The following is a 24,407-nucleotide window of genomic DNA, read 5'->3' on the forward strand; positions in this document are numbered from 1 at the left end:
GGGATGTACCCCTCATAGACAAATGCGCGGCCACAGAATTTCGCTACACTGCTAAGCGGTATATCAAACGCCCCCCGATATGCCGGAGTAAAGCTTCGAGGGGCTTGTTCCCTCGAAGTCTTGATCCAGGGGAAGGGTGATGATCGTGAAATGTGCTTACTTTGTCCGTCCGCATATTGGCGGGACTTACTCGGTATTTACGCGCCTGAGTGCATCGCTTCGACAGTCGGGCGTTGAACTGCGCTGGCTGGCTGCAGGTGCCGCAGGAGAAACGATTAACTTCCCCTCTGCCGAGCAGGGATTGAGTGATGCCTTGCGTAAGGGCGATGCGATCGATCGCATGGGCGTTCTCGACGAGGAAACGCGTGCACGACGCATGATTGCCTTTTTGCGTGATAACAATTTCAAGGCCGTCTTCGTCAATGTCTTGTCCAGCCGCTTTGAAACCAATCTCGTGCGTTATCTGCCCGATGATATTCTGCGCGTCATGATCGTGCATAATATCACGCCGGGCACTTATGCGGCTGCGCGCGAAATCCGTGATCACGTTCATGCGACGGTGGGGGTCTCCAAACGCTGCCGAGACGATCTGGTCAGTCATTATGGCTTTGATCCGGCGCGAACACTTGTGATCCCACATGGGCTCAACAAGAGCATTCATAGCAAGGATAGTGCAACGGTTAGCGATCATTCACAGCCGTTACGTTTGCTTTATCTTGGTCGCATTGAGGATAATTCTAAGGGGGTCTTCTGGCTACCCAATATTCTGCGTGAGTTGAAATGCAATTATCATCTGACCGTGGCGGGTGATGGGCCTGATCTTGCAGAACTGCGTCATCGGCTTGAGAGCTTTGGCGACAAGGTGAGCTTCACAAGCTGGGTCGCACCATCTGATGTGCCATGGCTGGTTAGCCAACATGACGTCATGGTTATGCCATCGCGTTTCGAGGGTTTTGGCCTCACGCTGATTGAAGCCATGAGTGAAGGCTGTCCGGCAGTCGTTTCGAAAATCGCAGGCGTGACCGATTATATCGTCACGGATGGCGAAGACGGTTTTCTGTTTTCTGTCGGTGATTTCAGAGCCGCCGCGCGTCATATCAATCTCCTTGCCGATAACAGACAACTGCGTGCCAAAATGGCGGAGGCCGCGCGCTTAAAGGTTGCCGTCGCTTTTGACAATGATGTTGTAGGCCGCGTCTATGCCGAACTTCTTGAAGATCTGGTGCAATATCCGCCAGCCATTGCGGCACCTCTACCGCTTGCGCAATGGAAAATGCCCACAGCACTTCATTCAAGTCTGCGTAGCCGATTGCCGAAGCCCGTCAAAAACTGGCTCAGGCAGATGAGAGAACGTCTCAACACCGCATGGTCAGCAGTTTAAAAAAGGGAGAGGGGAATGAACCTTTTCACATCCCGGTTTCGCAATTCGCAATTGCTCAGAAGCAAGGCCCATACCCTGATACCGGGTGGATGCCATACCTATGCCAAGGGCGATGACCAATATCCGGTTCTTGCACCCGGTTTCATCCAGCGTGGTTCCGGTTCGCACGTGTTTGATGTTGATGGCAATCAATATATCGAATATGGCATGGGCAATCGCGCAGTCGGGCTAGGTCATGCCTACCCCCCGGTGCTTCAGGCAGTGCGTGATGCGTTGCAGGATGGCTGCAATTTCACGCGCCCAAGCGCGATTGAAATCGAATGTGCGGAAAGCTTTCTCGAACTGATCGAGGGAGCCGAAATGGTCAAGTTCTGCAAAGACGGATCGGATGCTACATCGGCTGCAGTGCGGCTGGCGCGTGCCTATACGGGCCGCGATATGATTGCCATTTGCGCCGATCATCCGTTTTTCTCGACCGATGACTGGTTCATCGGAACCACCAAGATGAACGCAGGCATTCCGGCGTCCGTATCCGCATTGACGACGACGTTTCGATACAACGATATCGCAAGCGTACAGGCTTTGTTTGAAAATTATCCTGGCATGATTGCAGCGCTCATTCTTGAACCTGCAAAGGCAGATGAACCGCAGGATAATTTCCTGCATGAAGCCAAGCGCATTGCGCATGAAAATGGTGCTTTATTCATTCTCGATGAGATGATTACTGGCTTTCGCTGGCATATGCGCGGCGCTCAAAGGCTTTATGACATTGAGCCTGATCTTTCCTGTTTCGGCAAAGCGCTGGGCAACGGTTTTGCGATTTCCGCATTGGCAGGCAAAGCCGAATATATGCAGCTTGGTGGACTGACGCAAACCGATCATCCACGCGTGTTTTTGCTTTCCACCACCCATGGCGCTGAAACGCATTCAATGGCTGCAGCCATTGCCACGATGAAGGTCTATCGCGATGAGCCCGTGATCGAAAGGCTCTATGAACAGGGTTCCAGACTTGCAGAAGGGGTGAATGCCGCGATTGCAAGCCACGGATTACAAAACCACGTCCGCTTGGTTGGTCGGCCTTGTTGTCTGGCTTATGCCACCCTTGATCAAAATGGTGAGGCGTCACAGGCATTTCGCACATTGTTTCTTCAGGAAACCATCAGGCGTGGAATTTTAATGCCGTCTCTTGTTGTGAGCTATACGCATAGTGACACGGATATTGCGCGTACGGTTGATGCGATTTATGGCGCGCTGGGTGTATACGCGCGCGCGCTCTATGATGGTGTGGATTCCTATCTTACCGGGCGTCCGTCACAGGTGGTCTATCGCCGGTTTAACGAGGCGCCATCTTATCCACCGGCTACACGATGAGGTTATGGCGGGCGGGTCTTATATTGGGCGTGCTGCTGTTCACAATGGGCGCGGCACCGCTTGAGCTGGCTTCCCCGATCAAGGTCAGTTGGGATCATCGTTTTTTTGAAGATGCGCAAGGTAAACCGTTCTTGTTGCAGGGCGATACGGCTTGGTCGTTGATCGCGGAGCTAAAGCGCGAGGATACCGAGATTTATCTTAAGGATCGCAGCAAGCGGGGTTTTAATGCCATTTTGGTCAACCTGATTGAACATCAGTTTTCCAGCAATCCGCCTGCCAATGCCTATGGCGATAAGCCGTTTTTAAAAGAGGCATTTGGGGAGCTTAATCCAAGATATTTTGACCATGCCGCATGGGTGATCGAACAGGCGCAGAAACAGGGACTGGTCGTCTTTCTGGCACCGGCCTATCTTGGGGTCAACGGCGGTAATCAGGGCTGGTTTGAGCAGGCTGAGGCGGCAGGGCCTGAAAAAATGCGCACATATGGTGAAGCAGTGGCCCACCGCTTTTCAAAATTTTCGAACATTGTTTGGGTTTTGGGTGGTGATTTCGATCCGCCTGATCGTGAACTCGTCATTGAGCTTTCGCATGGAATTACCTCTGTTTCTCCGAGCGCTATTCAGACGGTGCATACCGGAAGTAATGTGTCTGCTGGCGAAATTTGGAGCGACCAGCCTTGGCTCGGTATCGATACAGTCTATACCTATGATGATGTGAATGAGGCTGTTCTTCAGCGTACGAAGCTTATGAAAATGCCTGTCATATTGCTTGAAAGCTCATATGAATATGAGCGTGATACAACTGCACAGACTATTCGCCGAAATGCTTACGGAGCGTTGCTGGGCGGCGCTGCAGGGCAGTTTTTTGGCAATCATCCAATATGGCATTTTACCGGACCGGGACTTTTTGCGATTGAACGAAGCTGGCAGGAAGCGCTTTCCAGTCCGGGTTCGCAGTCGATGACAATTCTCAAAGACCTGTTTGATAAAATAGCTGTTCAGCAGTTACAGCCTGATCGCGATAATAATATCTCAGGCGTGGAGCGGAGTTATGCGGCAGCTTTGCCGGATCGCAGCCTTATCTTGATTTATGGCGATGTGGGTTCGTTCAAGCTCAAGCCAGACGTAATCGCAAGCGGGCAGACTGTTATCTGGCTTGATCCGGCAAGCGGAATGTTTTCGACTGCGAGCAAGCCGGATGTTGCGCAGGACCTTATTACCTATCAACCGCCGGACAAGCGAGACGATGTTATGGCAACTGACTGGCTTTTATTGATCGGCAGCGATGACCAGTTGCGCACTATCCAAAAGAAGTAGCCAGCACAACTTTTTGCATCCTTTATCAACGCTTGTCCGAAGCAAACATGCCATCGGTTAACTCGCCGCCTCTCTTCGCAGTCGCTAACCTAGGTCAATAAACGAGGTGAGGGACCGGACATGAAGGTACTTGTAACAGGGCATCAGGGCTATATCGGGTCGGTCATGGTGCCGACGCTGATCAATGCGGGACATCAGGTTTCAGGCTATGATATTGGCCTCTATCGGCATTGTCTTTTTGAAGAAGGCGGCGCGGTTTTTAATGTGCCGACCATCCGAAAAGATGTGCGTGATGTGTCGCCGCGAGATCTGGAAGGCTTTGATGCGGTTATTCATCTGGCGGCCTTATCCAATGACCCGCTTGGCAATCTCAACGAAAATCTGACCTATGACATCAACCATCACGCAAGTGTAGCGATGGCAAAAGCCGCGAAAGCTGCCGGAGTGGGCAGATTTCTGTTTGCATCCTCATGCAGCAATTATGGCATCAGCGATGCAGATCTGATTGATGAAGCGGGTGAATTAAAGCCTGTCACAGCCTATGGCCGCTCGAAGGTGAGAGCCGAGCAGGAAATACGAGAACTGGCAGATAAAAGCTTCTGCCCGGTCTATTTGAGACCCGCGACTGCCTATGGCGTCTCGCCGTTCCTGCGTTTCGATATTGTGCTCAATAATCTCGTTGCGTGGGCTGTAACCAAAGGGCTGATTTATCTCAAATCTGATGGCACGCCATGGCGACCCATTGTGCATATCCGCGATATATCCCGCGCTTTTAATGCTGCCATGCAAGCACCGCGTGAGAAAGTGTTCAACGAAGCTTTCAATGTCGGTTCAACCGAACATAATTACCGTATCCGCGATATTGCCGGTATCGTTGCCGATAATGTACCCGATTGCCGGATTGAATATGCCGATGATGCTGGCCCGGATACGCGCTCTTATCGGGTGAGCTTTGAAAAACTGGCGCGTGTTTTGCCAGAGGCAAAGCCGCAATGGGATGCCGTTGCCGGCGCGCGTGAATTGCTCGCTGCCTATAGCCGCTCGTCACTTACACTTGACGAATTTGAGGGACCACGTTTTCAGCGTATCGCCCATATTCGCAAGCTGATTGCTGAGGGCGAACTTGACGCTAGTCTGCGTCGTCCCGATGAACATCCACAACCACTTCGAGCATCCGCATAATGGATAATGGCTCAAGCATTCAGCGGCAAGGCACACGGATTTATGAACTGGCGACCCGGCTTTATCCGATTTGCCGTAGTCTCACTGGGAGTGGCGTGCGCGAGACGCTCGCCATTATCGGTGAATACTTGCCGCTGAAAACCCATGAGGTTCCAACCGGCAAAGAGCTTTATGATTGGCAGGCACCACAAGAATGGGTGATCCGCGAGGCCTATATCAAGGATTCTACTGGCAATAGGATTGTCGATTTTGCCCGGCATAATCTGCATGTGGTGAATTTCAGTGTGCCGGTTCGGGCAAAATTATCGCTTGATTCATTGAAAGAGCATATTCATACCTTGCCCGACCAGCCTGATCTCATACCCTATCGCACTTGCTATCATGCGGAAGCGTGGGGTTTTTGCATGTCGCATAATGCGCTGATGGATATGAAAGAAGACATTTACGAAGTGGTCATTGATGCAGAGCGTCGGAACGGCTTTCTCACCTTCGGCGAGTTCGTGCATCATGGAGAAACGGAAGACGTCTTCCTGCTTTCCGCCCATCTCTGTCATCCCTCGCTTGCCAATGATAATTGTTCGGGGCTGGCGCTTTTAGCCGTGCTTGGTCAGGCGCTCATGCAGCGCAAAACCCGCTTCACTTACAAGCTGTTGTTTGGCCCGGCGACATTTGGGGCGCTTGCATGGCTCAAGCAAAACGAAGAGCATCTCTCCTTTGTGAAGCATGGACTCGTTTTATCCTGCGTGGGGGATAGTGGTGGCCCTAATTACAAGCGCAGCCGTCGGGGCAATGCGGAGATTGATCGTATCATGGCGCGAGTGCTTGAAGGCTCAGAGCTCACAGGCGCAAAGCTGCATGACTTCTGGCCCTATGGCTATGATGAACGGCAGTTTTGCTCGCCGGGGTTTAATCTGCCTGTTGGCCTGTTTCAACGTAGTCTTTATGGCGCTTTCCCAGAATATCACACCTCGGCTGACAATCTTAATTTCATCAAGCCGCAATATTTGGAGCAATCCTATAATCTCATCATGCAGGCGATTGAGATTGCTGAGCGTAACTGGACGCCGCTTAACACATCGCCAAAGGGTGAACCGCAACTGGGGCGTCGGGGGCTTTACGGCAGCATGGGTGGGGATCGCAATGCTGCCGAGCGCGCTATGGCTTTGCTATGGGTGCTTAATCTCGCTGATGGAGCTCATTCGATCCTCGACATGGCGGAGCGTTCGCAGTTGTCCTTCATGCAGCTTGTAGAGGCAGCCGACAGGCTTCGCGATGTAGGATTATTGGTTCAAGCCTAAAGATGCGGCCACGCCCGGTCTTTTTCAGACATCACACTTGGCTCGTCTGGCCATGGGATTCCCAATGCGGGATCGTCATAGCGTAGCCCGTTTGCTGAATCCGGTGCGTAAGGCGTTGAGATCATGTAGCGCAGCAACACATTGTCGGTCAGCGTCTGAAATCCATGTGCACAGCCCACTGGAATGTAAAGCTGCACGCCATTGTCGGCTGAGAGTTCCAATCCGGTCCAGCGCCGATAGGTTGGAGACTGAGGTCTGAGATCCACCAGAACGTCCCAGATCACGCCTTGCAGACAGGTGACGAGCTTGGTCTCGGCATGCGGTTCATTCTGATAATGAAGGCCGCGCAAAGTTCCCTTCTCGCGAGAAAATGAAAGGCTATGTTGCGGAAAATGGGTTTCAATTTTCCGCTCGGTAAATTCTGCCTCGCAAAAGACGCGTGTAAACCAGCCCCGCTCATCTTCAAGCCTTTCCGGCTCAATCGAATATGCACCATCAATGTTGAGTGGGGTGAATCGCATCCGTTACCTCAATTGTTAGAGCGCGTTTCGATCTGATTGAATCAAATCGGCGCTCTAATCATTCGTTTGTGCGCGCATCTTATCCTAAAACCGTTTCACACTTTTCGGGATGCGCTTTAAGCGCATTCATTCTGACAGTTTCAGGCTCGCGAGATAGTCTCGTTTTTGGCTCAGGCGAATGGTCTTAGGTTTAGAGCCAAACGCTCCTAAAGGCTTAGGCGCATACCCCACTTCCGACATAGGGAGAAGGCAGGGGGATTGTTCATACTCATTCGACGGGTGGTGGGTGCGCCCGATCGTATATACAGCTCGCCCCTCATTACAGTCTCGGAAATCGCCAACGCACTGGATAGTTTTACTCATCCGGCATCGATCGGAGTTCACACCCACATACCCATAAGGGCCGGGCAGGGCGAGGTATCTCATATGACCATCCAGACGCCGGGCATATCGCGGAGTGCAAGCATGGCCAAGGAACAAACAGGCTGTCGTTTGTGCGGAACGCTCCTCAAACACACATTTGTCGATCTGGGTATGTCGCCGCCCTGTGAGAGTTTCATCACCGCGGAACAGCTTGATCAAATGGAGCCATTTTATCCGCTTTATGCCTATGTATGCGATCACTGTTATCTGGTGCAGCTAAAGGAATATTTTAGCCCGGCCGATATTTTCACTGAATATGCTTATTTCTCATCCTTCGCCACGAGCTGGGTCAATCACGCCAAAATCTATTGCGATGAGATTACCGAGAAACTGAGCCTTAATGGCGATAGTTTCGTCGTCGAAATTGCGAGCAATGATGGCTATCTGTTGCAGCACTTTCTGCCCAAGGGCATTCCGATCTTAGGTATTGAGCCCGCTGCCAATGTGGCCAAAGCGGCAGTCGCCAAGGGCGTTCCGACGCGTGTAGATTTCTTCGGTGCCGATCTTGCTTCGCGCATGGTCAGTGAGGGCAAGAAGGCTGATCTGATCATCGGCAACAATGTTCTGGCGCAGGTGCCGGACCTCAATGATTTTGTTCGTGGAATCCAGATTCTGCTCAAGCCCGAAGGTGTTATAACGCTTGAGTTTCCACATCTGACCAATCTCATCGAACACAACCAGTTCGATACGATTTATCACGAGCATTTCTCTTATTTCTCGCTGCTGACCATCCGCTATATGGCGCATCGTCATCATCTGAAGGTGATTGATGTCGATGAATTGCCAACCCATGGCGGATCGCTGCGGGTTTATCTTGCGCATAATACCAGTAAGCGAAAGGCCGGGCCGCGTGTGTCAGCCCTTCTCAAACGCGAGCAGGCATTTGGCATCAATGATATTTCGACTTACGAGCAGTTTGCCGAAAAGACGCGGCGAACAAAGCGCGATTTGCTGTCATTCCTGATTGCTGCCAAGAACTCGGGCAAACGCATCTGTGGTTATGGTGCGCCGGGCAAGGGCAATACATTGCTCAATTATTGCGGCATTGGCACCGATTTTCTCGATTTCACAGTGGATCGAAACCCTTACAAACACGGGCGCTTCACGCCCGGTATGCATATTCCGATTTACGACACGACGATGATCGACAGCTATAAGCCCGATTACATTCTGATCCTGCCATGGAACTTCAAGGACGAGATCGTGCGTCAGATGCAGCATGTCGCTGAATGGGGCGGCAAGTTCATCATCCCGATCCCGCATGTCACGCTGATCGATCCAGCATTACTTACAGAGGAGCGCTAAATTATGAAAGTCGTTCTGTTCTGCGGTGGTCTTGGCACCCGAATAAGGGAATATTCAGAAAATGTTCCAAAGCCGATGATCCCGCTCGGTCATCAGCCGATCCTGCATCATGTCATGGAATATTACTCGGATTATGGACATAATGATTTCGTGTTGTGTCTTGGCTATAAGGCCAATGTGGTGAAGGACTTTTTCCTCAACATAAGGCCGCAGACATTTGCCGATTGCGTGGTGTCGGATGGTGGGCGTAATGTGCGCTTGCTTGAGGACGTTGACCGCGACTGGAGTGTAACGCTGCTCGATACAGGGATTTGGCGCAACATCGGCGAAAGATTATGGAGCGCGCGCTCTCACGTCGAGGGCGAGGATATGTTTCTCGCAAATTACAGTGACGGACTAAGCGATGTCGATCTTGACGATATGACCGAAAGGTTCCGCAAAAGCGGTAAGATTGCCTGTTTTCTGGCTGTGCGTCCGCCACTGACCTACCATCTTGCAGATATTGCAGAGGGTGGCGATGTAAGGGCTTTCAGGACTTCCAACACCTCCGACATCTGGATCAATGGCGGCTATTTCCTGTTTCGCAAAGAGATATTCGATTATATGCGTGAGGGTGAGGAACTGGTGCTCGAACCATTCAGCCGCCTGATCGCCGATAACCAGCTTATGGCCTATAAATATGAAGGCTTCTGGCGGTCGATGGATACGTTGCGGGACTGGCAGACGCTGGAAGATATGGTCGAGAAGGGGGATATGCCCTGGAAGAAACATAAGACCGAACTTAGTGCAGCCAACATTGCGATAGCCCTATGATCGATCTTACCTCTCTCAAAAATTTCGGCAGGCCGCTCAATATTCTATGCCTTGGCGCGCATTCCGACGATATTGAGATTGGATGTGGCGGAACGCTTCTCAACCTCATTGAAATGGGAACGTCGCTGCATATCGATTGGTGCGTTTTGTCAGGTGGAGACCAGCGGCGCGCGGAGGCGGAAGCTTCAGCGCGCGATTTTCTGCGCGGTGCGACCAGTAGCAGCATTCATCTGGCAGAATTTGAGGATAGCTATTTTCCGGCACAAAGCAGGATCATCAAGGAATGGCTGATTGCCCAGCGCAGCCGTGGCCAGCCAGATATTGTGTTCACGCATCAAAGGCAGGATGCACATCAGGACCACCGCACGGTCAATGAACTCACATGGAATATTTTTCGGGATCAACTCATTCTCGAATATGAAATCCCAAAATGGGATGGCGATCTTGGTCGCCCGAATGCCTATGTTGCAATTCCGTCAACCATTCTGGAGCGAAAAATCGAATTGCTGATGCAGCATTTTGGAACCCAGTGTTCCAAGGATTGGTTCGACACGGAAACATTTCGTGGGCTGTCGCGCCTGCGCGGCATGGAGTGCCGCGCAGCAGAAGCCTATGCGGAGGCATTTTATGCCTCCAAAATCAGAATTCTCTAAAGCAGTTGAGTTTAAGCCGCTTTGAGCAAATGGCGCAGGCTTTTGTTCCATCGCTCATAGGCTGCTGCCATTCGGCTGTCATACCGATTACGCGCAAAAGCTGGCCCATTATAACGACGTGCAAAACTGCGCCAGTCGCGTGCTTCAAGGACCTGTTTTAGTGCTGCTTTGTCGATAAAGCGCAGCATAAGCGACACTTGCCCCGCAACGCTGCTACGCGCATCTGCCACCAGTTCTTCGATACTGCGATAATCGAGCCACTCCCAATGTGCACCCATCACCTGACCCAATCCCCAAGAGGTGGATTCAAGCGCTGCCTTTTTATGAATGCTCATGGCGCGTTCAAGCAATAACCAGCGCTCGCGTTGGGTTTTGGGATTGCGAATTCTCCCAGCTTCGGGCGCTGCCAGTCCCGCCTGACGCGCCTGATCGCGGATACGGCCAGACAGTCGGCGGTCAAAATAATGCCCTTCAAACCGGATCGCCGGTTCCTGCACGCCATTGACGTGAAAGAGCGCCCGCCCGCCGCTTTCCACTTCTGCTACGGCCAGCACAGATGCGGGATCAAGCCCTGCTTCGCCTGAGAGTGAAATGATTGCTGCAAAAGTCTCGGTGTCAAACATCTGGCTTTTCCTCTTTAAACTTAGTTCATCGAGGTGAGATTTTGACGGCCTGTAAGCGATGGGGGATAAATAACTTGAATTTACTTCGTCTGGGGCTTACCTCGAAGGAAATTTGAAAGAGATAGATCGATGAGCAATTTACCTTTTAGCGTTGCTGCCCTTTATTGTTTTGCACGTTTGCCCCAATATGAAAGCCTGCGTGAGCCGCTGGCTGAACTTTGCTGCGCCAACGGAATAAAAGGAACGCTGCTGCTTGCAGCCGAAGGTATCAATGGCACGGTTGCTGGGACGAAGCCTGCGATTGATAAGCTTGTTGCTTACATCACCGCGATCCCGGAGCTTGCCAATCCCGAACTCAAATATTCCCATGCCAGCGAAATGCCGTTTTACCGCATGAAGGTGCGGTTGAAGCGCGAGATCGTCACCATGGGTGTCGATGGCATTGATCCTCTGAAAAGCGTTGGTACTTATATTGCGCCAAAGGATTGGAATACGCTGATTGCCGATGACAACACAGTGGTTGTCGATACGCGCAATGATTATGAATATGCCATCGGCACATTCGAGGGCGCGCTTGATCCCAACACCAAGACCTTCCGCGAGTTTCCTGAATGGGTAGAGCAGAACCGCGACAAGCTTGAAGGCAAAAAGATAGCCATGTTCTGCACCGGCGGCATTCGCTGCGAAAAGGCGACGGCTTTCGTTAAAGGTTTGGGCTTTGACGATGTGTTCCACCTTAAGGGCGGTATTCTCAAATATCTTGAGGAAGTGCCAAGCGAAGAAAGCATGTGGAATGGCGAATGCTTCGTGTTCGACGAGCGTGTCGCCATCGGCCATGGTCTGAGCGAAAGCGACATTGAGCTTTGCCGCGCCTGCCGCCGCCCGATTACCGCTGAAGATAAGCTTTCGCAGTTCTTCGAGGAAGGTATTTCATGCTCTGGTTGCTATGACGAGCGTACGCCGGAAGATCGCGCTCGTTTTGCGGAACGCGAAAAGCAGGTCCGGCTCGCAAAGCTGCGCGGCTCCAAGCACAAGCATATCGGGCGTTAAATATCAGATGATGCGGCCCATTTGCCGCATCATTGCTCATAAGACTAGCCAAAAACAATTCCCCCTATTATGGTGGCCTTGTTTTCGGAACGATCTGAGTTCGTTACGGAAATTTGGGCGGCTTTTGCATGGACGCCCGTGTTAGCCAAGGGTCTGACGGCATCCGGGTCGCGTTTGCCTCCACCATACCCATCATCGCAAGTGAGAGCATCGAGAGCACATCCCGAAAAGTGTGAAACGGTTTTCGGACAAGATGCGCTTTAAAACAAACAGTTAGAGCGCTGATCGGTTTTAACCGATCGAAACGCGCTCTGGTTTGAAACATGATGCTTCAACAAAAACAGCGCTGGTAATTCCGGCGGATGATGTTGTTTGTCTGCAATCGGGGACAAAGTGGAGAACGCAAATGAAAAAATTACTCGCTGCATTTCTCGTTGTAGTTGCTGGAAGTATTGCATCGGTCGCACAGGCTGCCGAAAAGGTTACCGTTTTTGCTGCCGCCAGCATGAAAGAGGTGATTGAAGAAGCTGCAAAGCAGTTCAAAGCGAAGGATGGCACGGAAGTAGTTGCATCTTTTGCATCTTCCTCTGTGCTTGCAAAGCAGATTGAAGCAGGTGCGCCAGCGCAGATTTTTATCTCCGCCGATCTCGACTGGATGGATTACATCGAAAAAGCCGATCTGATCGACAAGGCATCGCGCGAGGTGATTGCTGGCAACGCGCTGGTTATCGCCACGCAGAAAGACGACGCCAAAGGTGATGCCAAGGAACTTTTAAGCGCTGGTCGCTTTGCAATGGGCGATCCAACCAATGTTCCGGCGGGCAAATATGGCAAGGCCGCACTCGAAAAGCTCGACATCTGGAAAGATGTAGAAAAGAACGCAGTTTTCACCGAAAACGTGCGCGTTGCGCTTCAATATGTGAGCCGTGCCGAAGTGAAAGCCGCTATCGTCTATGCATCGGATCGTGCGGCTGCGCCTGATCTGGTTGAAGCCTATCGTTTCCCTGCTTCAAGCCACGCCCCGATCCTTTATCCTGCGGCGCTGATTGCAAAGAACGAAAATGATGCTGCAAAAGCATTCCTTGCGTTCCTTGAAAGCGATGCCGGTCAGGCCATCATCAAGGACAAGGGTTTTGTTGGTGCGCAAGAGGCAGCTCAATAATGATTGAGGGTAATGTTTGGCAGATCGTACTTCTGTCGCTTCGGGTAGCCGGAATAGCTATTATTGTCGCTCTGCCAATCGCCTTCGTCGTTGCGTGGATTCTTGCCCGGTTTAACTTTCCGGGCAAGTCACTTGCGCAGGCCATTGTCACCATGCCGCTGGTTCTACCGCCGGTGGTGACAGGCTATCTTTTGTTGGTCCTGTTTGGTTCGCGCGGTGCGCTTGGTGCGCCCTTACAGGAATGGCTGGGGTTTTCTTTCTCCTTCCGCTGGACGGGGGCAGCGCTCGCTGCTGGTGTCATGGCGTTTCCATTGCTTGTACGTCCCATTCGTTTGTCGATTGAAGGCCTGGATCGTGGGCTTGAAGAAGCGGCCCGCACGCTTGGTGCAAACAGGCTGACAGCCTTTTGTACGGTGATATTGCCGACGTTGCTTCCCGGTATTCTGGCCGGTGGTGTTCTGGGTTTTGCCAAGGCACTGGGCGAATTTGGCGCGACGATCACCTTCGTTTCCAATATTCCGGGCGAGACACAAACGCTTTCACTGGCCATTTATTCACTGTTGCAGACACCCACAGGTGATGCTGAAGCTTTCCGCCTCATTCTCATTTCTGCGGCTATTTCCATTGCTGCGGTGGTGCTGTCCGAATGGTTGCAGCGTAAGCTCGCAGGAGATGCGAAATGAGCGGGCTTAAGGTTTCCGTAACAGGTCGCAACGGCAAGTTCGCCATTGAGGCCAATTTTTCTGCCGGTTGGGGTGTGACAGCGCTTTTCGGTCATTCGGGCGCTGGCAAAACGACGCTGCTCAAGATGATTGCGGGTACGCTGCGCCCTGAAAGCGGACGGATCGCAGTCGGCGATTTTGTGCTTTTCGATGCGGATAAGGGCATAAATCTTCCCCCTGAGAAGCGCCGCATCGGTTATGTCTTTCAGGAAGCACGGTTATTCCCGCATATGAGTGTGAAGAGTAATCTCACTTACGCCCGCTGGGCTGGCAGTCGTGAAAGCATCCGCAGCCTCGATGAGGTTGTTAAGCTTCTGGGCATCGATCAACTGCTTGACAGACGTCCGTCCACACTTTCAGGTGGCGAACGTCAGCGCGTTGCCATTGGCCGGGCGCTGCTTTCTGATCCAGCACTTTTGCTGCTTGATGAACCTCTGTCGTCGCTTGATCATGCGCGCAGGCAGGAAATATTGCCCTTTATCGAGCGGCTGCGCGATGAAAGCCATGTGCCGATTGTTTATGTGAGCCATGAAATTGACGAGGTTGCGCGGCTTGCCGATGAAATCGTTCTGCTGCAGGGTGGCAAGGTGAAAGCCAGCGGCGAGGCTGCCGAGATTTTCCCGCTGATTGATGGGGACGGTGAGGGCGCTGGCGTGCTGCTTGAAGGCTCTGTTTCTGCTTATGATGAGCGCTACAAGCTTGCGGAAATCGATCTTGGTGGGACGACGTTCCAGCTAAGCGATGCCGGGCTTAAGCAGAACATGCATGTGCGTCTTCGGATTCGCGCACGCGATGTCTCCATTGCGCGCAAGGCGCCTGATGCGATCAGTATCCGCAACGTGCTGCCGGTTTCCATTGTGGCGATTGAAGCGGGAGAAGGGCCGAATGCTCATGTCGCGCTTGACTTTCAAGGGCGTCGTCTTGGTGCGCGGCTGACGCGCCGCTCGGTCGATGATCTGGGCCTTGCCGTTGGCGATCAGGTCGTGGCGCTGGTAAAGGCTGTCTCCGTGGATCGTGCCGCAATCAGAGAAAAATGAAACTGAGACAATAATCCGGTTTTCGTTCTGCATCTTTTATGCTCCTTTCTCTTTTAGATGGGAGCATTGAAATGACTGATTTGCGAGATTGGACGCCACGCCCGAAGCCTGAACGCAAAGTTCTTGAAGGACAATATGTCAGGCTTGAACCGATTGATGCGCAAAAGCATGGCGACGAGCTTTTTGCAGCGTCCTCCGTCAATGATGCGGATCAGCGTTTCACATGGTTGTTTGAGGTTCCGCCTGCGACGCGTGAAGCTTTTGAGCCGTGGCTCGAAAAGGTGTCTGCCAGCGAAGACCCGTTGTTTTTTGCAGTCATCGATAAAGCAACGGGCAAGGTCGCTGGCCGTCAGGCGCTGATGCGCATAGATCCGGCACATGGTGCAATCGAGATCGGAAACATCTATTGGGGACCGCTCATTTCACGCAAGCCTGCTGCAACGGAAGCGCAGTTTCTGTTTATGCAATATATTTTCGATGAGCTGGGTTATCGCCGCTACGAATGGAAGTGTAATGATGACAATGCGCCTTCCAAGCGTGCAGCAGAGCGTTTCGGCTTTACCTTTGAAGGTATTTTCCGGCAGCATATGGTCGCCAAGGGTAAAAACCGCGACACAGCATGGTTTTCCATCATTGATAGTGAATGGCCTGCATTAAAGAATGCCTATCAGGCATGGCTTGCGCCGGAAAATTTTGATAGTGACGGTCAGCAGATCAGGAAACTCGAGGATTTTCGCAGTGGTGGCTGAACCGAAAAAAAACAATCCGGCATTAGATCGCCGTGCGTCCTATCGGACGCACAAAGGACGATCTAACGGATTGATTGAGCATCGGAGTAACCGAAAACCGGAATCCACTTTTCGGTCCGATGCTCTAGCCGCAGCCGTCATTATGATCGGCTTCGGCCTGCTGGCTTTTTATTTGCCGAACATTATGCTCGCTCTTGGTGAGCGTTCACATGTTGCCGCAGCCATTTTTGGCTTACTCTTTGTCTTGAGTTTTTTCGCAATTTTCTGGTTGCGTGCGCGCTACCAGAAGAAATCTAATAACTCAAAGCAGCGCTGAGCAATAATGCGCCGGTAAGCGCGATAAACAGCGCTGCCGCAACTTCAATTCCAGCTTTCAGTCTGCCGGATGCCGCATTGTGGCCCGCAATGCGCAAGGCTGTGTTCTTTGCGGTGACGGCAAGGGTTGCGAGTGCTGCAACGGTTATGAATGTGCCAAAGGCCATTGCGAAAGTTGAAAGCAAGCCGCCGAGCAAAATGCCGTTCAGCAGCGAAAATGTCAGTACAATCAATGCACCAGAGCAGGGGCGAAGGCCAACTGACAGAATTGCGGACCAGGCTGTTTTCCAGTTGAAATCCTCGCCGAGCGTCGATGGATCAGCAATATGGGCGTTTCCGCAATCAGCGCAGATATCGCCCTCGCCGATAAATACGTGATCGGCTGTCGCATTGGAAGGCTTGTAGTTGAGTTTAACCGTGTTGCTGGTGCCGAGCGCACGCGTGCTTTGCGAAACGCTGCCCTGCCATGCTGGGCCGCTGGCCATTGCTGTTTGAGGCGCTGCTGCAAAAAGCGGGCTTGTCGGGGACGGTTTAGTGCTGTCGCGCTTTTTGAACAGAAGTGGCAGCTTGCGTGTAAGAAGCCATAGGCCGAAAAACAGCACCAGCGCAAAGCTTGCTATTTCCATATAGCGCGCTGTCTGGTTCATCGAAATGCCAGTGCCGCGCAGCACGAGCCATGCAAGCCCGACCACGATAATCGCAACAATTGCCTGCAACATCGAAGACACGAAAGACAGCATGATCCCGCGCTTGAGCGCCGTTTCATTGGCAATCATATAAGACGAAATCACCGCCTTGCCATGACCCGGACCAGCAGCATGGAAAATGCCGTAAATGAATGAAAGGCTGACCAATACGGAGGCATGCCATGGGTCGTCGCGCATTGCTCTTAATGCGTTCGTCATGGCGAGATAGAATGTGCGCTGCTGTTCGTTCATCCAGAGAATGATGTGGGCAAACGGTCCGGTTGGCTTCATGGCAACTTCATTGGCACCGATACCCAGCGATGATTGCGCCAATGCATTGGCGGCGACCGTCACAAGGATAGCTGTGAGAATGAAACGGACCGTATTTTTCATAAATCTGTCTATCCTTTTGCAGCGCAGTCTATTTCAAGGCGAGTGGCGAAAATCTTCGACATATCTGTCCCGGCAGGATCGTTAAAAAAGGCATCCGTTAAGCTACCCTGGTTCTGGGCGATTGCTTCATCGGGGTTTGGACGAACGACTTTCGATGTGCACCCTGCAGGCAGTCCTTTAACCACCAGCTCATTGTCGCTCACATAGTCGATAGCTGTGTAAAAGGTCGGATCGTAAACCCCGAAACTGACCTTGTGTCCGGGTTCAAGCTTCAGTGGCTTTTCAGGCTTACTAGTAAAAACGATCATCAGATGGTTGTCAGAGAAGTCGGCTGCCAGATCTTTCGGACGTGCCATTTTCAAATCTTTGCCATCGGCAAGCACGGTTTGAAAGTATTTAAATTCGGCGATGGAGCTGTTGATGACATGGCCAAGATCAATCAGCTCGTTTTTGTCGAGCTGCAAATCCCCGTTTTTGTCGAACTCCATTAGAACCGTGGATGAAAATACATCGTCGAAGCGCCAGATATGAGCGAGCTTTTCCACAGTTCCATCGGGAGCAATTGATACCTCAAGCCGAGCATCAGCAAAGACATGCGGATGTGCCTGTACACTCACGGGCGTAAGGATTGCGGCCAGTGTTATGGCGAGGCCCAGACGGCTTTTGAGCCATGATGGCAAATCAAGCATGAATTGTTCCGTAATTTCATATGCAAGGCATAGCCGCGAAGGCGGCAAAAGTGGGACGATGCACCGTCTTTATACCATTATCTTTTACAGTTTTGCGTCTTCGCGCAGTTCCCGATCCTTGAACCACTGCGCCAGAAAGTCGACAAGTGCTCGAATTTTGGCGGGAAGATAACGGCGATGCGGGTAAACAGCGTAAATGCCGCCATCTCTGACGATAAATTCATCAAGGCACGGGATGAGCCTGCCGCGCTCGATCTCTTCTTCGGCAATGAAAGCGGGCAGGGTGCAAAAGCCAAGTCCGGCAATAGCAGCGGTTTTGGTCGCAACAGGGCTGTTGACTTCAATTGGTCCGTTGACCGTTACCGTCATCATTGAACCATCGGTATTGCGGAAATGCCAGTTGTTGCGCGAGCGAGCATTGGTATCAATGATGCACGGTTTGTCAGCAAGATCTTCGGGGCGTTCTGGTTTGCCAACGCGTGCGATGAGCTCTGGCGCGCCGCAGAGTATTGAATGGAAAGGTGAGAGTCGTTTGGCGATCAAAGAGGAATCCTGCAAGCGCGTGATGCGGATTGCAAGGTCGAAGCCTTCTTCCACCATATCGACGAAGCGATCATCCAGCCGCACATCGAGCACGATTTCGGGGTGCGCAAGACAGAAATCGATAAGCGATTGTCCGATCACCGCATCGGCAAAAGTGCGCGGCGCTGAAAGTTTTATACGCCCGCGTGCGTCGGAACTGGTTTCGCTGACAGCATCCTGAAGTGCATCAATCTCGCGGATAATTTCGATTGCGCGATGATAATAGGTGTGACCGGCTTCGGTTAGAGAAAACTGGCGTGTGGTGCGATTGAGAAGCCGCGCGCCGAGTTCATCTTCCAGTTCGCGCACATATTTGGAAAGCAGCGCTTTGGAACGCCCGATTTTTCGGGCTGCGGCTGAAAAGCCTTCCGCTTCCACCACGTCAATAAATGCACGCATGCGTGTGAGGGTGTCCATAGCTCAGCCTTGTGTCTTTGTGAGGAGTGTCTTGGTGAGGATATTTTTCGCGAGGGTGATTAGTGCACGGTCACTGCCGCGTGGCCCGATGAAAGAAATGCCCATGGGCGCATTATGGACTGTTCCAAGCGGGAGTGTGATTTGCGGAAGACCCGAAAGGACAGCAAGGCAAAGTAGCCGCAACGCCTGTTCGCGATAGGCTTGTAAGGTCTCGAAAGGTTCATTGGCGAGAGGCGCTGCACCGGGTACGGTTGGCAGTACAAGAACCGCATTGTCGCCGATGATTGTTTCCAATTCGAGGCTGAAGCGGGCGCGGCGGCTGCGATGATGGGCAACGGCTTCATTCGTGATCGCTGCTCCGTAAGCAAAGCGATCTGCCACGCCGGAACCCAGATTGCGTTCGCCCGATGAAATCCATGCACCATGGCTGGCCCATGCTTCTGCACCCTGTATCTGGCGGAAGGTGAGATAAAGTTCATCAATGGATAGTGTAGACTGACTTGACGCTTTGATACTTGCAAAATGTGGACGCACGGCGGTAAACATCGCACGATAGGTGTCGGTTTCCTCATGGCCGAGCAGTAAATGCTCCAGAAGAGGCGTATAAAGAAGCTGCGAAAAGGCAAAGCTCTCTTTGTCCTCGCCAAGCAGAATTTCGCCCACCTTTTCATAAAGATCGATGTCGCGTGCAAACCAGCCGATTGTATCAAGAGATGGTGCAAGCGGCATAATACCTTCAAGCGGAATACGGCCATGCGTGGTGCGCAAGCCGATCAACCCGCAGAAACTGGCGGGCGCACGGATCGAACCACCTGTATCCGAACCAAGTGCTATGTCGGCAAGCCTGCCTGCAACAGCCGCTGCCGAACCCGACGATGATCCGCCGGTGACGCGGTCAGGCGCGGAAGGGTTGATCGGATGCGAGTAATGCGCGTTCTGACCCATGAGCGAGAATGCCAGCTCGTCTGTCTGCGTCTTTCCGATGAATTTGCTACCTGCTGCGAGAAGTTTTTCGACCGCTGGAGCTGATTTATTAGCAACAGGTGATTCGGCCAAAATTTGTGGATTTCCGCAGCCGGTTTTCATGCCTGCCACGTCATAAATGTCTTTGATTGCCAAAGTTGCGCCTTCAAGCTGGCTTCGGACCGAATAAGGCGGGGCATTTTCCGCTTTTGCGATGAAGGCGTTGAAGGTATCAAGGCTGGTCATTGTTCACGACTTGCTGCAGGAATTGGCATTTATGGTTAAGGAAAAGGAATTTTTCCCGGAAGATTGTTTCACTAATGTTGAACAATGGCAAGCTGACGGATCGTATTCAAAGCCTTAAAAATTATTTTTGCGCAGCCGATATTTGTCATTGAATCAACACATCTTTGAGATTATATCGCCCTTGCCCAAAGTCGCACGTGCCTGTGGGTGTCCGCCGATCCTCGAATGGTGAGGAATTCGGTATGGTACCTGGACCTAACCGCTCCAGTTGATCTGTAGGCCAACCGCCAGATCAAGGACATCTTGAAGCAACGACGGTGCGGGCCTTTCTAGTGTCTTTCGGCTGTCCAAAAGCCGGAATTACTGAAGAGGCACACCTTCATTGCCAGAAGTGCGGATGCGGTTCCCCAATTCCAATCCAAGGCAGACAAAGCGGAGTAACGCGGGTTTAGCGTTGTTCCATCGCCGCATGAGTTTTCGCGTGACATCAGCATCTCCAAAGGCTGTCCTCACCGTGGATGCGCTTATGCTTACTTTGTCTCTTAGAGAATTTCTTGGCCCATGGTGGGCTTGGTCATATTCCCTAAGTGTTTTTTCTGCGCAATTCCGCAAAGGGATTGCGCTCTAGATGCGGCCAATCAAGCCGCGCGGGAGAACGACCATGGCAACACAGCGTATTATTGATTTCCTCAACACCCGCCGCCCAGATGGCCCTTGCCTCGTGGTCGACACGGATGTCGTGCGCGAAAACTATCAGAATTTTGAAAAGGCATTGCCTTACTCGCGCATTTTTTATGCTGTGAAGGCAAATCCTGCGCCGGAAGTCCTGCGTCTTCTGGCTTCCCTTGGCTCGTGCTTCGATACGGCATCGGTTGCCGAAATAGAAATGGCACTGGAAGCCGGTGCAACGCCAAACCGCATTTCTTATGGCAACACCATCAAGAAAGAACGCGATATTGTGCGTGCTTTCGAACTTGGCATTCGCCTCTATGCGGTTGATTGCGTTGAAGAAGTCGAAAAAGTTGCGCGTGCTGCTCCTGGCAGCCGCGTGTTCTGCCGCGTGCTGACCGACGGTGAAGGTGCTGAATGGCCGTTGTCGCGCAAGTTTGGCTGCGTGCCTGCCATGGCAATTGACGTGCTGCGTCATGCAAAGGCACTGGGCCTCGACTCCTACGGTGTGTCGTTCCATGTCGGCTCGCAGCAGACGGACCTCACCGCATGGGATCGCGCATTGAGCGATGCCGCATCGGTATTCCGCACACTTGCTGACGAAGGCATTGTTCTGCGCATGGTCAATATGGGCGGCGGTTTTCCAACCCGTTACCTCAAGGATGTACCAACCGCTCAGGCTTACGGCATGGCGATTTTCGATGCGCTTTCAAAGCATTTCGGCAACCGCATTCCAGAAACCATCATTGAGCCGGGTCGCGGCATGGTTGGTAATGCAGGCGTGATCAAGACCGAAGTGGTTCTGGTTTCGCGTAAGTCGGACAACGACAATGTGCGTTGGGTTTACCTCGACATTGGCAAATTCGGTGGTCTGGCCGAAACCATGGATGAGGCGATCCGCTACCAGATCGTGACCCCACGTGACGGCGGTGAAACCGAGCCGTGTGTGTTGGCTGGCCCAACCTGTGACAGTGCGGACGTTATGTATGAAAAGACGCCTTATCCGTTGCCAGTGTCGCTGACCATCGGTGATGAAGTCCTCATCGAAGGCACGGGCGCTTACACCACCACCTATTCGGCGGTGGCGTTCAACGGGTTCGAACCGCTCCGATCATACGTCATCTGATCTTTTAGGTTTTAACCTAGAGATCCTCTCAATCTGCCCGGTGCTGAAAAGTGCTGGGCAGGATGTGCGGCTACCCATTTTGGGGTGAGATGTCATGAATGCAAATCTGGAAATTCAAGAAAATATCGTAACCGGCCTGTTGCCGCTTTTTCACCCGGTCTTTGCGATTACCGGTGAAACGGCCATGCATATTGGCGCACGTGAAGCTTTGCTCGACCGCGCCATGGGCGAAGGCCGTCGCAGAAAGTCGTCGGAAAAGCTGCGCCGTGGTCGGCTTCCCGCCGAAGGTCTGGCTTTTGCTGCTGTCGGAGCCGATGGTTCGCTTGCTGGCACCGTACGGTTATGGAATGTCCATGCCGGACTGGATGCATTTGGCTTTCCGGTCAAGGCTTTGCTGCTCGGACCGCTTGCGGTTGACCCATCGGCAGGTGGTTGCGGCATTGGTTCGGCACTGATGCATCATGCGATTGATGAAGCAAAACGCCTTGGCCACGGCGCGATTTTGCTTGTCGGCGACCCGGAATATTACGAGCGCTTTGGCTTTTCGGCTGAAAAGACCGCAGAGCTTTCTATGCCCGGTCCTTTTGAAAAGCGCCGTTTTTTGGCGCTGGAATTGAAGGCCGGTCATCTCGATGGCGTGCAGGGTATCTTGCGAGCTAGTGGGCGTAAAGTTTCAAAATCCTAGAGCGTTTTCGATTTTGATTTAATCAGAAGAAAGGCTCCATTCTTTTGTTTTTACGCATTGTCCTACCCAAAAAGCTGACGCACTTTTGCTGGAAATGCTTTAACTGATACGCACCAACCGTCCGAAGTTGCGGACGGCTGTAATGGCAAGACCTGCCAAGAACCCTGCAATAAGACCTGCAATCACAATCAGCTTGCGCGACGATCCTGCGGGATCAAGCGGCGGACGCGCTTCCGAAATCACTCGGACATTGGTGGTGGTGATGCCTTCCTGTTCGCTCGTTTCACGCGAGCGAAGCAGAAATGCTTCATAGACCGAGCGCAGCGTCGAGGCCTCGCGTTCCAGTTCGCGCAGCTTCACCCGATCATCATTGCTATTGGCCTGCTGCGATTTGAGCTGTGCCAGACGGGCGCTCAAGTCACGCTCCTGCTGAACAGAGCGGGCAACTTCCACCTGCAAAGAGGCGCGGATACGGCGCAGTTCTGCATCAATATCGTTGAGAAGGGTCTGCTTCTGCGTTTGAAGCTGAATATATTGCGGATGGCGCGGCCCAAGCTGAGTCGATGCGCCGTTTGCGGTCTGGCTGGCCTGAGCAAATTGCGCGCGCAAAGCCGTCAGCGTGTTGGAACGCAAGTCTTCCGGCAGTGTACCGGAAATGACGCTGCCGGTATTGGCATCGCTAAGCACCTGAACACGCGCCTGAAGCCGCATGGTTTCGGCGCGCTGATTGGTTAGCTGGTCGTTGAGCCGCGTCAGATCATTGTCGCTGATCAGTTTGCCATCGACATCGACGAGATCACGCGATGCACGAAAATCAGCGGCCGATTGTTCTGCCTTTTCAACGCTGCCACGCATATCCGCTAGGCGCTTGGAGAGTTCTTCCGAATTGCGGCGCGCAGCGTCCGATTGGAGCGAGTCCAGTTCGCTCTCAAAAACGGTGCCGATCAGATTGGCGATTTCAGCGGATTTTTCAGCGCTGCGTGTTTTAACTGAAATGGAATAGATAAAGGTTTTGGCATCGCGCCCGATTGTCAGGCTGTCATAGAGATTATAAAGAACGCGGGTTTTAAGCGCCTGACTATTGCTTTCTGTTTTTGGGCGAAACATCGTTTTGATTTGAGCAAAAAAGCCTGCAATGCCGGTCGGCACCAGAGTTCCATTGAACTCGGGATCGTTGGTAAGATCAGCCTCGTCGATCACTTTCAGCAAGACGCTGGACGAATCTAGTAGTCGTGCCTGACTTTCGGCAATGGCCAGCGATGCATCGGTGGGTAATTGACCGGGGGTCAGTTCGGTTCCGACCGACTTGATATTGCGCGGATCAACCAGAATATCGGTCGATGCGACATACAACTGCGGTATGGTCATGGCATAAAGCGCTGCTGCAATGCCGCCGATTAGTGTGGTTGCGATCAGCAGTCTGCGCGAGCCATTGACCACTTCAATCACCACCCGCGGATCAATCAGCGGCTTCCATTCATTGTCAGTCACTTCGCGTCGCACAGGTGGCGGCGTTTGTGTTGCGATCACTGCTGGCTCCTGTGCGATTTCGTCAACAGTTTGATTTTTCTTCGCATTTTCACGCTCAGCGATCTTGCGCTCGAGTTCAGCCTTGATTGAAGCCATGCGGGCGCGAAGCTCAGTAGCTTCCTGCTCGGCGGTTGCCTTGTTTTCCTGCTGTGTGCGGAATAGTTCGGCGCGTTCTTCAGGGGTCGCAGGCGGTGTCCAGGGTGGGGTAATTGTCTGCTTTTCGCGTTTAGACGTGTCAGATTCGTCGCGGCTTGCCTCAGGCGCGTCTGAAAATGCCAGAAGAGGCTTTTCCTCTCTTCCCTTATTGCGCTTGTCGTCACCGCTCATCGTCAAAGATGTCCGTACCCCGAAATGACTTATCTGCTTTGGACTATAGTTTTTTTATGCAGAACAAATGGTTAATAGGCAGATTGATAATCGTTTTGGTGCATTTTAATTAAGTCTTTTTGTCTAAGTTTCGCATAACGGTCGGAAAATACGGCCTTATAAGCAACGGCTAA

The 24,407-nt window shown here is 52.3% G+C and carries 23 protein-coding genes; 16 read left to right on the forward strand and 7 right to left on the reverse strand.

All coding sequences use genetic code 11. The annotated features are described in order from the left end of the window. Positions 1 to 145 precede the first annotated feature (145 nt). The 5 genes from CEV31_RS13705 (at position 146) to CEV31_RS13725 (ending at position 6,548) form a co-directional block, all read left to right on the forward strand. Positions 146 to 1,381, forward strand: coding sequence for a glycosyltransferase family 4 protein (locus tag CEV31_RS13705; protein WP_094507668.1), 1,236 nt, complete (start codon positions 146 to 148; stop codon positions 1,379 to 1,381). A 15-nt stretch (positions 1,382 to 1,396) separates the two neighbouring features. Then, positions 1,397 to 2,752 carry a glutamate-1-semialdehyde 2,1-aminomutase gene (locus tag CEV31_RS13710; protein WP_094507625.1) on the forward strand — a complete coding sequence of 452 codons (1,356 nt, stop codon included), beginning with the start codon at positions 1,397 to 1,399 and terminating at the stop codon, positions 2,750 to 2,752. After that, a complete protein-coding gene (locus tag CEV31_RS13715) occupies positions 2,749 to 4,068 on the forward strand; it encodes an apiosidase-like domain-containing protein (RefSeq protein ID WP_094507626.1) in 1,320 nt (439 codons plus the stop codon). The genes CEV31_RS13710 and CEV31_RS13715 overlap by 4 nt, the downstream gene beginning before the upstream one ends. Before the next feature lie 120 nt (positions 4,069 to 4,188). Continuing rightward, positions 4,189 to 5,250, forward strand: a complete 1,062-nt coding sequence (locus CEV31_RS13720) for an NAD-dependent epimerase/dehydratase family protein (RefSeq protein WP_094507627.1) — start codon at positions 4,189 to 4,191, stop codon at positions 5,248 to 5,250. After that, positions 5,250 to 6,548 carry a DUF4910 domain-containing protein gene (locus tag CEV31_RS13725; protein ID WP_094507628.1) on the forward strand — a complete coding sequence of 433 codons (1,299 nt, stop codon included), beginning with the start codon at positions 5,250 to 5,252 and terminating at the stop codon, positions 6,546 to 6,548. The genes CEV31_RS13720 and CEV31_RS13725 overlap by 1 nt, the downstream gene beginning before the upstream one ends. On the opposite strand, the gene rfbC is transcribed toward CEV31_RS13725, so the two are convergent. Further along, positions 6,545 to 7,069 (reverse strand): dTDP-4-dehydrorhamnose 3,5-epimerase, encoded by a 525-nt coding sequence (gene rfbC / locus CEV31_RS13730; protein ID WP_094507629.1) that lies wholly within the window; start codon positions 7,067 to 7,069, stop codon positions 6,545 to 6,547. The genes CEV31_RS13725 and rfbC overlap by 4 nt on opposite strands. A 426-nt stretch (positions 7,070 to 7,495) precedes the next feature. On the opposite strand from rfbC, the gene CEV31_RS13735 reads away from it, so the two are divergent. Genes CEV31_RS13735 through CEV31_RS13745 form a run of 3 tightly spaced genes read left to right on the forward strand, consistent with a single transcriptional unit; the run spans position 7,496 to position 10,263 of the window. Beyond that, positions 7,496 to 8,797: a class I SAM-dependent methyltransferase gene (locus CEV31_RS13735; RefSeq protein ID WP_094507630.1), complete on the forward strand. Its 1,302-nt coding sequence runs from the start codon at positions 7,496 to 7,498 to the stop codon at positions 8,795 to 8,797. A gap of 3 nt (positions 8,798 to 8,800) precedes the next feature. Next, the gene (locus tag CEV31_RS13740) at positions 8,801 to 9,610 is read left to right on the forward strand and encodes a sugar phosphate nucleotidyltransferase (protein WP_094507631.1); all 810 of its coding nucleotides are present in this window, start codon (positions 8,801 to 8,803) and stop codon (positions 9,608 to 9,610) included. Next, on the forward strand, positions 9,607 to 10,263 hold the full coding sequence (locus CEV31_RS13745) for a PIG-L deacetylase family protein (protein WP_094507632.1): 657 nt from the start codon (positions 9,607 to 9,609) through the stop codon (positions 10,261 to 10,263). The genes CEV31_RS13740 and CEV31_RS13745 overlap by 4 nt, the downstream gene beginning before the upstream one ends. 11 nt (positions 10,264 to 10,274) lie before the next feature. Here CEV31_RS13745 and CEV31_RS13750 read toward each other — a convergent pair whose 3' ends face one another. After that, positions 10,275 to 10,886 (reverse strand): N-acetylmuramidase family protein, encoded by a 612-nt coding sequence (locus CEV31_RS13750; protein WP_094507633.1) that lies wholly within the window; start codon positions 10,884 to 10,886, stop codon positions 10,275 to 10,277. A gap of 129 nt (positions 10,887 to 11,015) precedes the next feature. Between CEV31_RS13750 and trhO the strand changes: the two genes are divergently transcribed. The 6 genes from trhO (at position 11,016) to CEV31_RS20950 (ending at position 15,922) form a co-directional block, all read left to right on the forward strand. Beyond that, a complete protein-coding gene (trhO, locus tag CEV31_RS13755; RefSeq protein ID WP_094507634.1) occupies positions 11,016 to 11,936 on the forward strand; it encodes an oxygen-dependent tRNA uridine(34) hydroxylase TrhO in 921 nt (306 codons plus the stop codon). Between the two features lie 406 nt (positions 11,937 to 12,342). Beyond that, positions 12,343 to 13,098 carry a molybdate ABC transporter substrate-binding protein gene (gene modA / locus CEV31_RS13760; RefSeq protein WP_094507669.1) on the forward strand — a complete coding sequence of 252 codons (756 nt, stop codon included), beginning with the start codon at positions 12,343 to 12,345 and terminating at the stop codon, positions 13,096 to 13,098. Beyond that, positions 13,098 to 13,781, forward strand: coding sequence for a molybdate ABC transporter permease subunit (gene modB, locus CEV31_RS13765; protein ID WP_094507635.1), 684 nt, complete (start codon positions 13,098 to 13,100; stop codon positions 13,779 to 13,781). Before modA ends, modB begins: the two co-directional genes overlap by 1 nt. After that, a complete protein-coding gene (modC, locus tag CEV31_RS13770) occupies positions 13,778 to 14,857 on the forward strand; it encodes a molybdenum ABC transporter ATP-binding protein (protein WP_094507636.1) in 1,080 nt (359 codons plus the stop codon). The genes modB and modC overlap by 4 nt, the downstream gene beginning before the upstream one ends. A 71-nt stretch (positions 14,858 to 14,928) precedes the next feature. Continuing rightward, on the forward strand, positions 14,929 to 15,606 hold the full coding sequence (locus tag CEV31_RS13775) for a GNAT family N-acetyltransferase (protein ID WP_094507670.1): 678 nt from the start codon (positions 14,929 to 14,931) through the stop codon (positions 15,604 to 15,606). Then, a complete protein-coding gene (locus CEV31_RS20950; protein ID WP_143850950.1) occupies positions 15,596 to 15,922 on the forward strand; it encodes a SoxR reducing system RseC family protein in 327 nt (108 codons plus the stop codon). The genes CEV31_RS13775 and CEV31_RS20950 overlap by 11 nt, the downstream gene beginning before the upstream one ends. Here CEV31_RS20950 and CEV31_RS13785 read toward each other — a convergent pair. The 4 genes from CEV31_RS13785 to CEV31_RS13800 all read right to left on the reverse strand — a co-directional run bounded on the left by CEV31_RS13785 (position 15,900) and on the right by CEV31_RS13800 (position 19,897). Further along, complete coding sequence (locus tag CEV31_RS13785; RefSeq protein ID WP_094507638.1) at positions 15,900 to 17,000, reverse strand: nickel/cobalt transporter; 1,101 nt, start codon at positions 16,998 to 17,000, stop codon at positions 15,900 to 15,902. The genes CEV31_RS20950 and CEV31_RS13785 overlap by 23 nt on opposite strands. An 8-nt stretch (positions 17,001 to 17,008) precedes the next feature. Next, on the reverse strand, positions 17,009 to 17,689 hold the full coding sequence (locus CEV31_RS13790; protein WP_094507639.1) for a DUF1007 family protein: 681 nt from the start codon (positions 17,687 to 17,689) through the stop codon (positions 17,009 to 17,011). A gap of 84 nt (positions 17,690 to 17,773) precedes the next feature. Continuing rightward, entirely contained in the window at positions 17,774 to 18,688 is a 915-nt protein-coding gene (locus tag CEV31_RS13795) for a LysR family transcriptional regulator (RefSeq protein ID WP_094507640.1), read from the reverse strand. Positions 18,689 to 18,691: 3 nt separating this feature from the next. Further along, positions 18,692 to 19,897: an amidase gene (locus CEV31_RS13800; RefSeq protein WP_094507641.1), complete on the reverse strand. Its 1,206-nt coding sequence runs from the start codon at positions 19,895 to 19,897 to the stop codon at positions 18,692 to 18,694. Between the two features lie 661 nt (positions 19,898 to 20,558). On the opposite strand from CEV31_RS13800, the gene odc2 reads away from it, so the two are divergent. Together odc2 and CEV31_RS13810 are read left to right on the forward strand one after the other, a co-directional pair. After that, positions 20,559 to 21,692, forward strand: a complete 1,134-nt coding sequence (odc2, locus tag CEV31_RS13805) for an ornithine/lysine decarboxylase (RefSeq protein ID WP_094507671.1) — start codon at positions 20,559 to 20,561, stop codon at positions 21,690 to 21,692. 94 nt (positions 21,693 to 21,786) lie between these two features. Further along, the gene (locus CEV31_RS13810; RefSeq protein ID WP_094507642.1) at positions 21,787 to 22,377 is read left to right on the forward strand and encodes a GNAT family N-acetyltransferase; all 591 of its coding nucleotides are present in this window, start codon (positions 21,787 to 21,789) and stop codon (positions 22,375 to 22,377) included. 99 nt (positions 22,378 to 22,476) lie between these two features. Here the strand turns inward: CEV31_RS13810 and CEV31_RS13815 are convergent, their stop codons facing one another. After that, positions 22,477 to 24,234, reverse strand: coding sequence for a GumC family protein (locus tag CEV31_RS13815; protein WP_094507643.1), 1,758 nt, complete (start codon positions 24,232 to 24,234; stop codon positions 22,477 to 22,479). Positions 24,235 to 24,407 lie beyond the last annotated feature (173 nt).

The organism is Brucella thiophenivorans, from assembly GCF_002252445.1.
Taxonomy (GTDB): Bacteria; Pseudomonadota; Alphaproteobacteria; order Rhizobiales; family Rhizobiaceae; genus Brucella; species Brucella thiophenivorans.

What these genes read in the sequence shown, in the direction of transcription:
- modC (WP_094507636.1), top strand. Translation starts at nt 13,778, where the DNA reads ATGAGCGGGCTTAAGGTTTCCGTAACAGGTCGCAACGGCAAGTTCGCC.
- CEV31_RS13785 (WP_094507638.1), bottom strand. Translation starts at nt 17,000, where the DNA reads ATGAAAAATACGGTCCGTTTCATTCTCACAGCTATCCTTGTGACGGTC.
- CEV31_RS13815 (WP_094507643.1), bottom strand. Translation starts at nt 24,234, where the DNA reads ATGAGCGGTGACGACAAGCGCAATAAGGGAAGAGAGGAAAAGCCTCTT.
- CEV31_RS13795 (WP_094507640.1), bottom strand. Translation starts at nt 18,688, where the DNA reads ATGGACACCCTCACACGCATGCGTGCATTTATTGACGTGGTGGAAGCG.
- CEV31_RS13745 (WP_094507632.1), top strand. Translation starts at nt 9,607, where the DNA reads ATGATCGATCTTACCTCTCTCAAAAATTTCGGCAGGCCGCTCAATATT.
- CEV31_RS13715 (WP_094507626.1), top strand. Translation starts at nt 2,749, where the DNA reads ATGAGGTTATGGCGGGCGGGTCTTATATTGGGCGTGCTGCTGTTCACA.
- rfbC (WP_094507629.1), bottom strand. Translation starts at nt 7,069, where the DNA reads ATGCGATTCACCCCACTCAACATTGATGGTGCATATTCGATTGAGCCG.
- odc2 (WP_094507671.1), top strand. Translation starts at nt 20,559, where the DNA reads ATGGCAACACAGCGTATTATTGATTTCCTCAACACCCGCCGCCCAGAT.
- CEV31_RS13725 (WP_094507628.1), top strand. Translation starts at nt 5,250, where the DNA reads ATGGATAATGGCTCAAGCATTCAGCGGCAAGGCACACGGATTTATGAA.
- CEV31_RS13775 (WP_094507670.1), top strand. Translation starts at nt 14,929, where the DNA reads ATGACTGATTTGCGAGATTGGACGCCACGCCCGAAGCCTGAACGCAAA.
- CEV31_RS13710 (WP_094507625.1), top strand. Translation starts at nt 1,397, where the DNA reads ATGAACCTTTTCACATCCCGGTTTCGCAATTCGCAATTGCTCAGAAGC.
- CEV31_RS13790 (WP_094507639.1), bottom strand. Translation starts at nt 17,689, where the DNA reads ATGCTTGATTTGCCATCATGGCTCAAAAGCCGTCTGGGCCTCGCCATA.
- CEV31_RS13810 (WP_094507642.1), top strand. Translation starts at nt 21,787, where the DNA reads ATGAATGCAAATCTGGAAATTCAAGAAAATATCGTAACCGGCCTGTTG.
- trhO (WP_094507634.1), top strand. Translation starts at nt 11,016, where the DNA reads ATGAGCAATTTACCTTTTAGCGTTGCTGCCCTTTATTGTTTTGCACGT.
- CEV31_RS13750 (WP_094507633.1), bottom strand. Translation starts at nt 10,886, where the DNA reads ATGTTTGACACCGAGACTTTTGCAGCAATCATTTCACTCTCAGGCGAA.
- CEV31_RS13740 (WP_094507631.1), top strand. Translation starts at nt 8,801, where the DNA reads ATGAAAGTCGTTCTGTTCTGCGGTGGTCTTGGCACCCGAATAAGGGAA.
- CEV31_RS13720 (WP_094507627.1), top strand. Translation starts at nt 4,189, where the DNA reads ATGAAGGTACTTGTAACAGGGCATCAGGGCTATATCGGGTCGGTCATG.
- CEV31_RS13735 (WP_094507630.1), top strand. Translation starts at nt 7,496, where the DNA reads ATGACCATCCAGACGCCGGGCATATCGCGGAGTGCAAGCATGGCCAAG.
- modA (WP_094507669.1), top strand. Translation starts at nt 12,343, where the DNA reads ATGAAAAAATTACTCGCTGCATTTCTCGTTGTAGTTGCTGGAAGTATT.
- modB (WP_094507635.1), top strand. Translation starts at nt 13,098, where the DNA reads ATGATTGAGGGTAATGTTTGGCAGATCGTACTTCTGTCGCTTCGGGTA.
- CEV31_RS13800 (WP_094507641.1), bottom strand. Translation starts at nt 19,897, where the DNA reads ATGACCAGCCTTGATACCTTCAACGCCTTCATCGCAAAAGCGGAAAAT.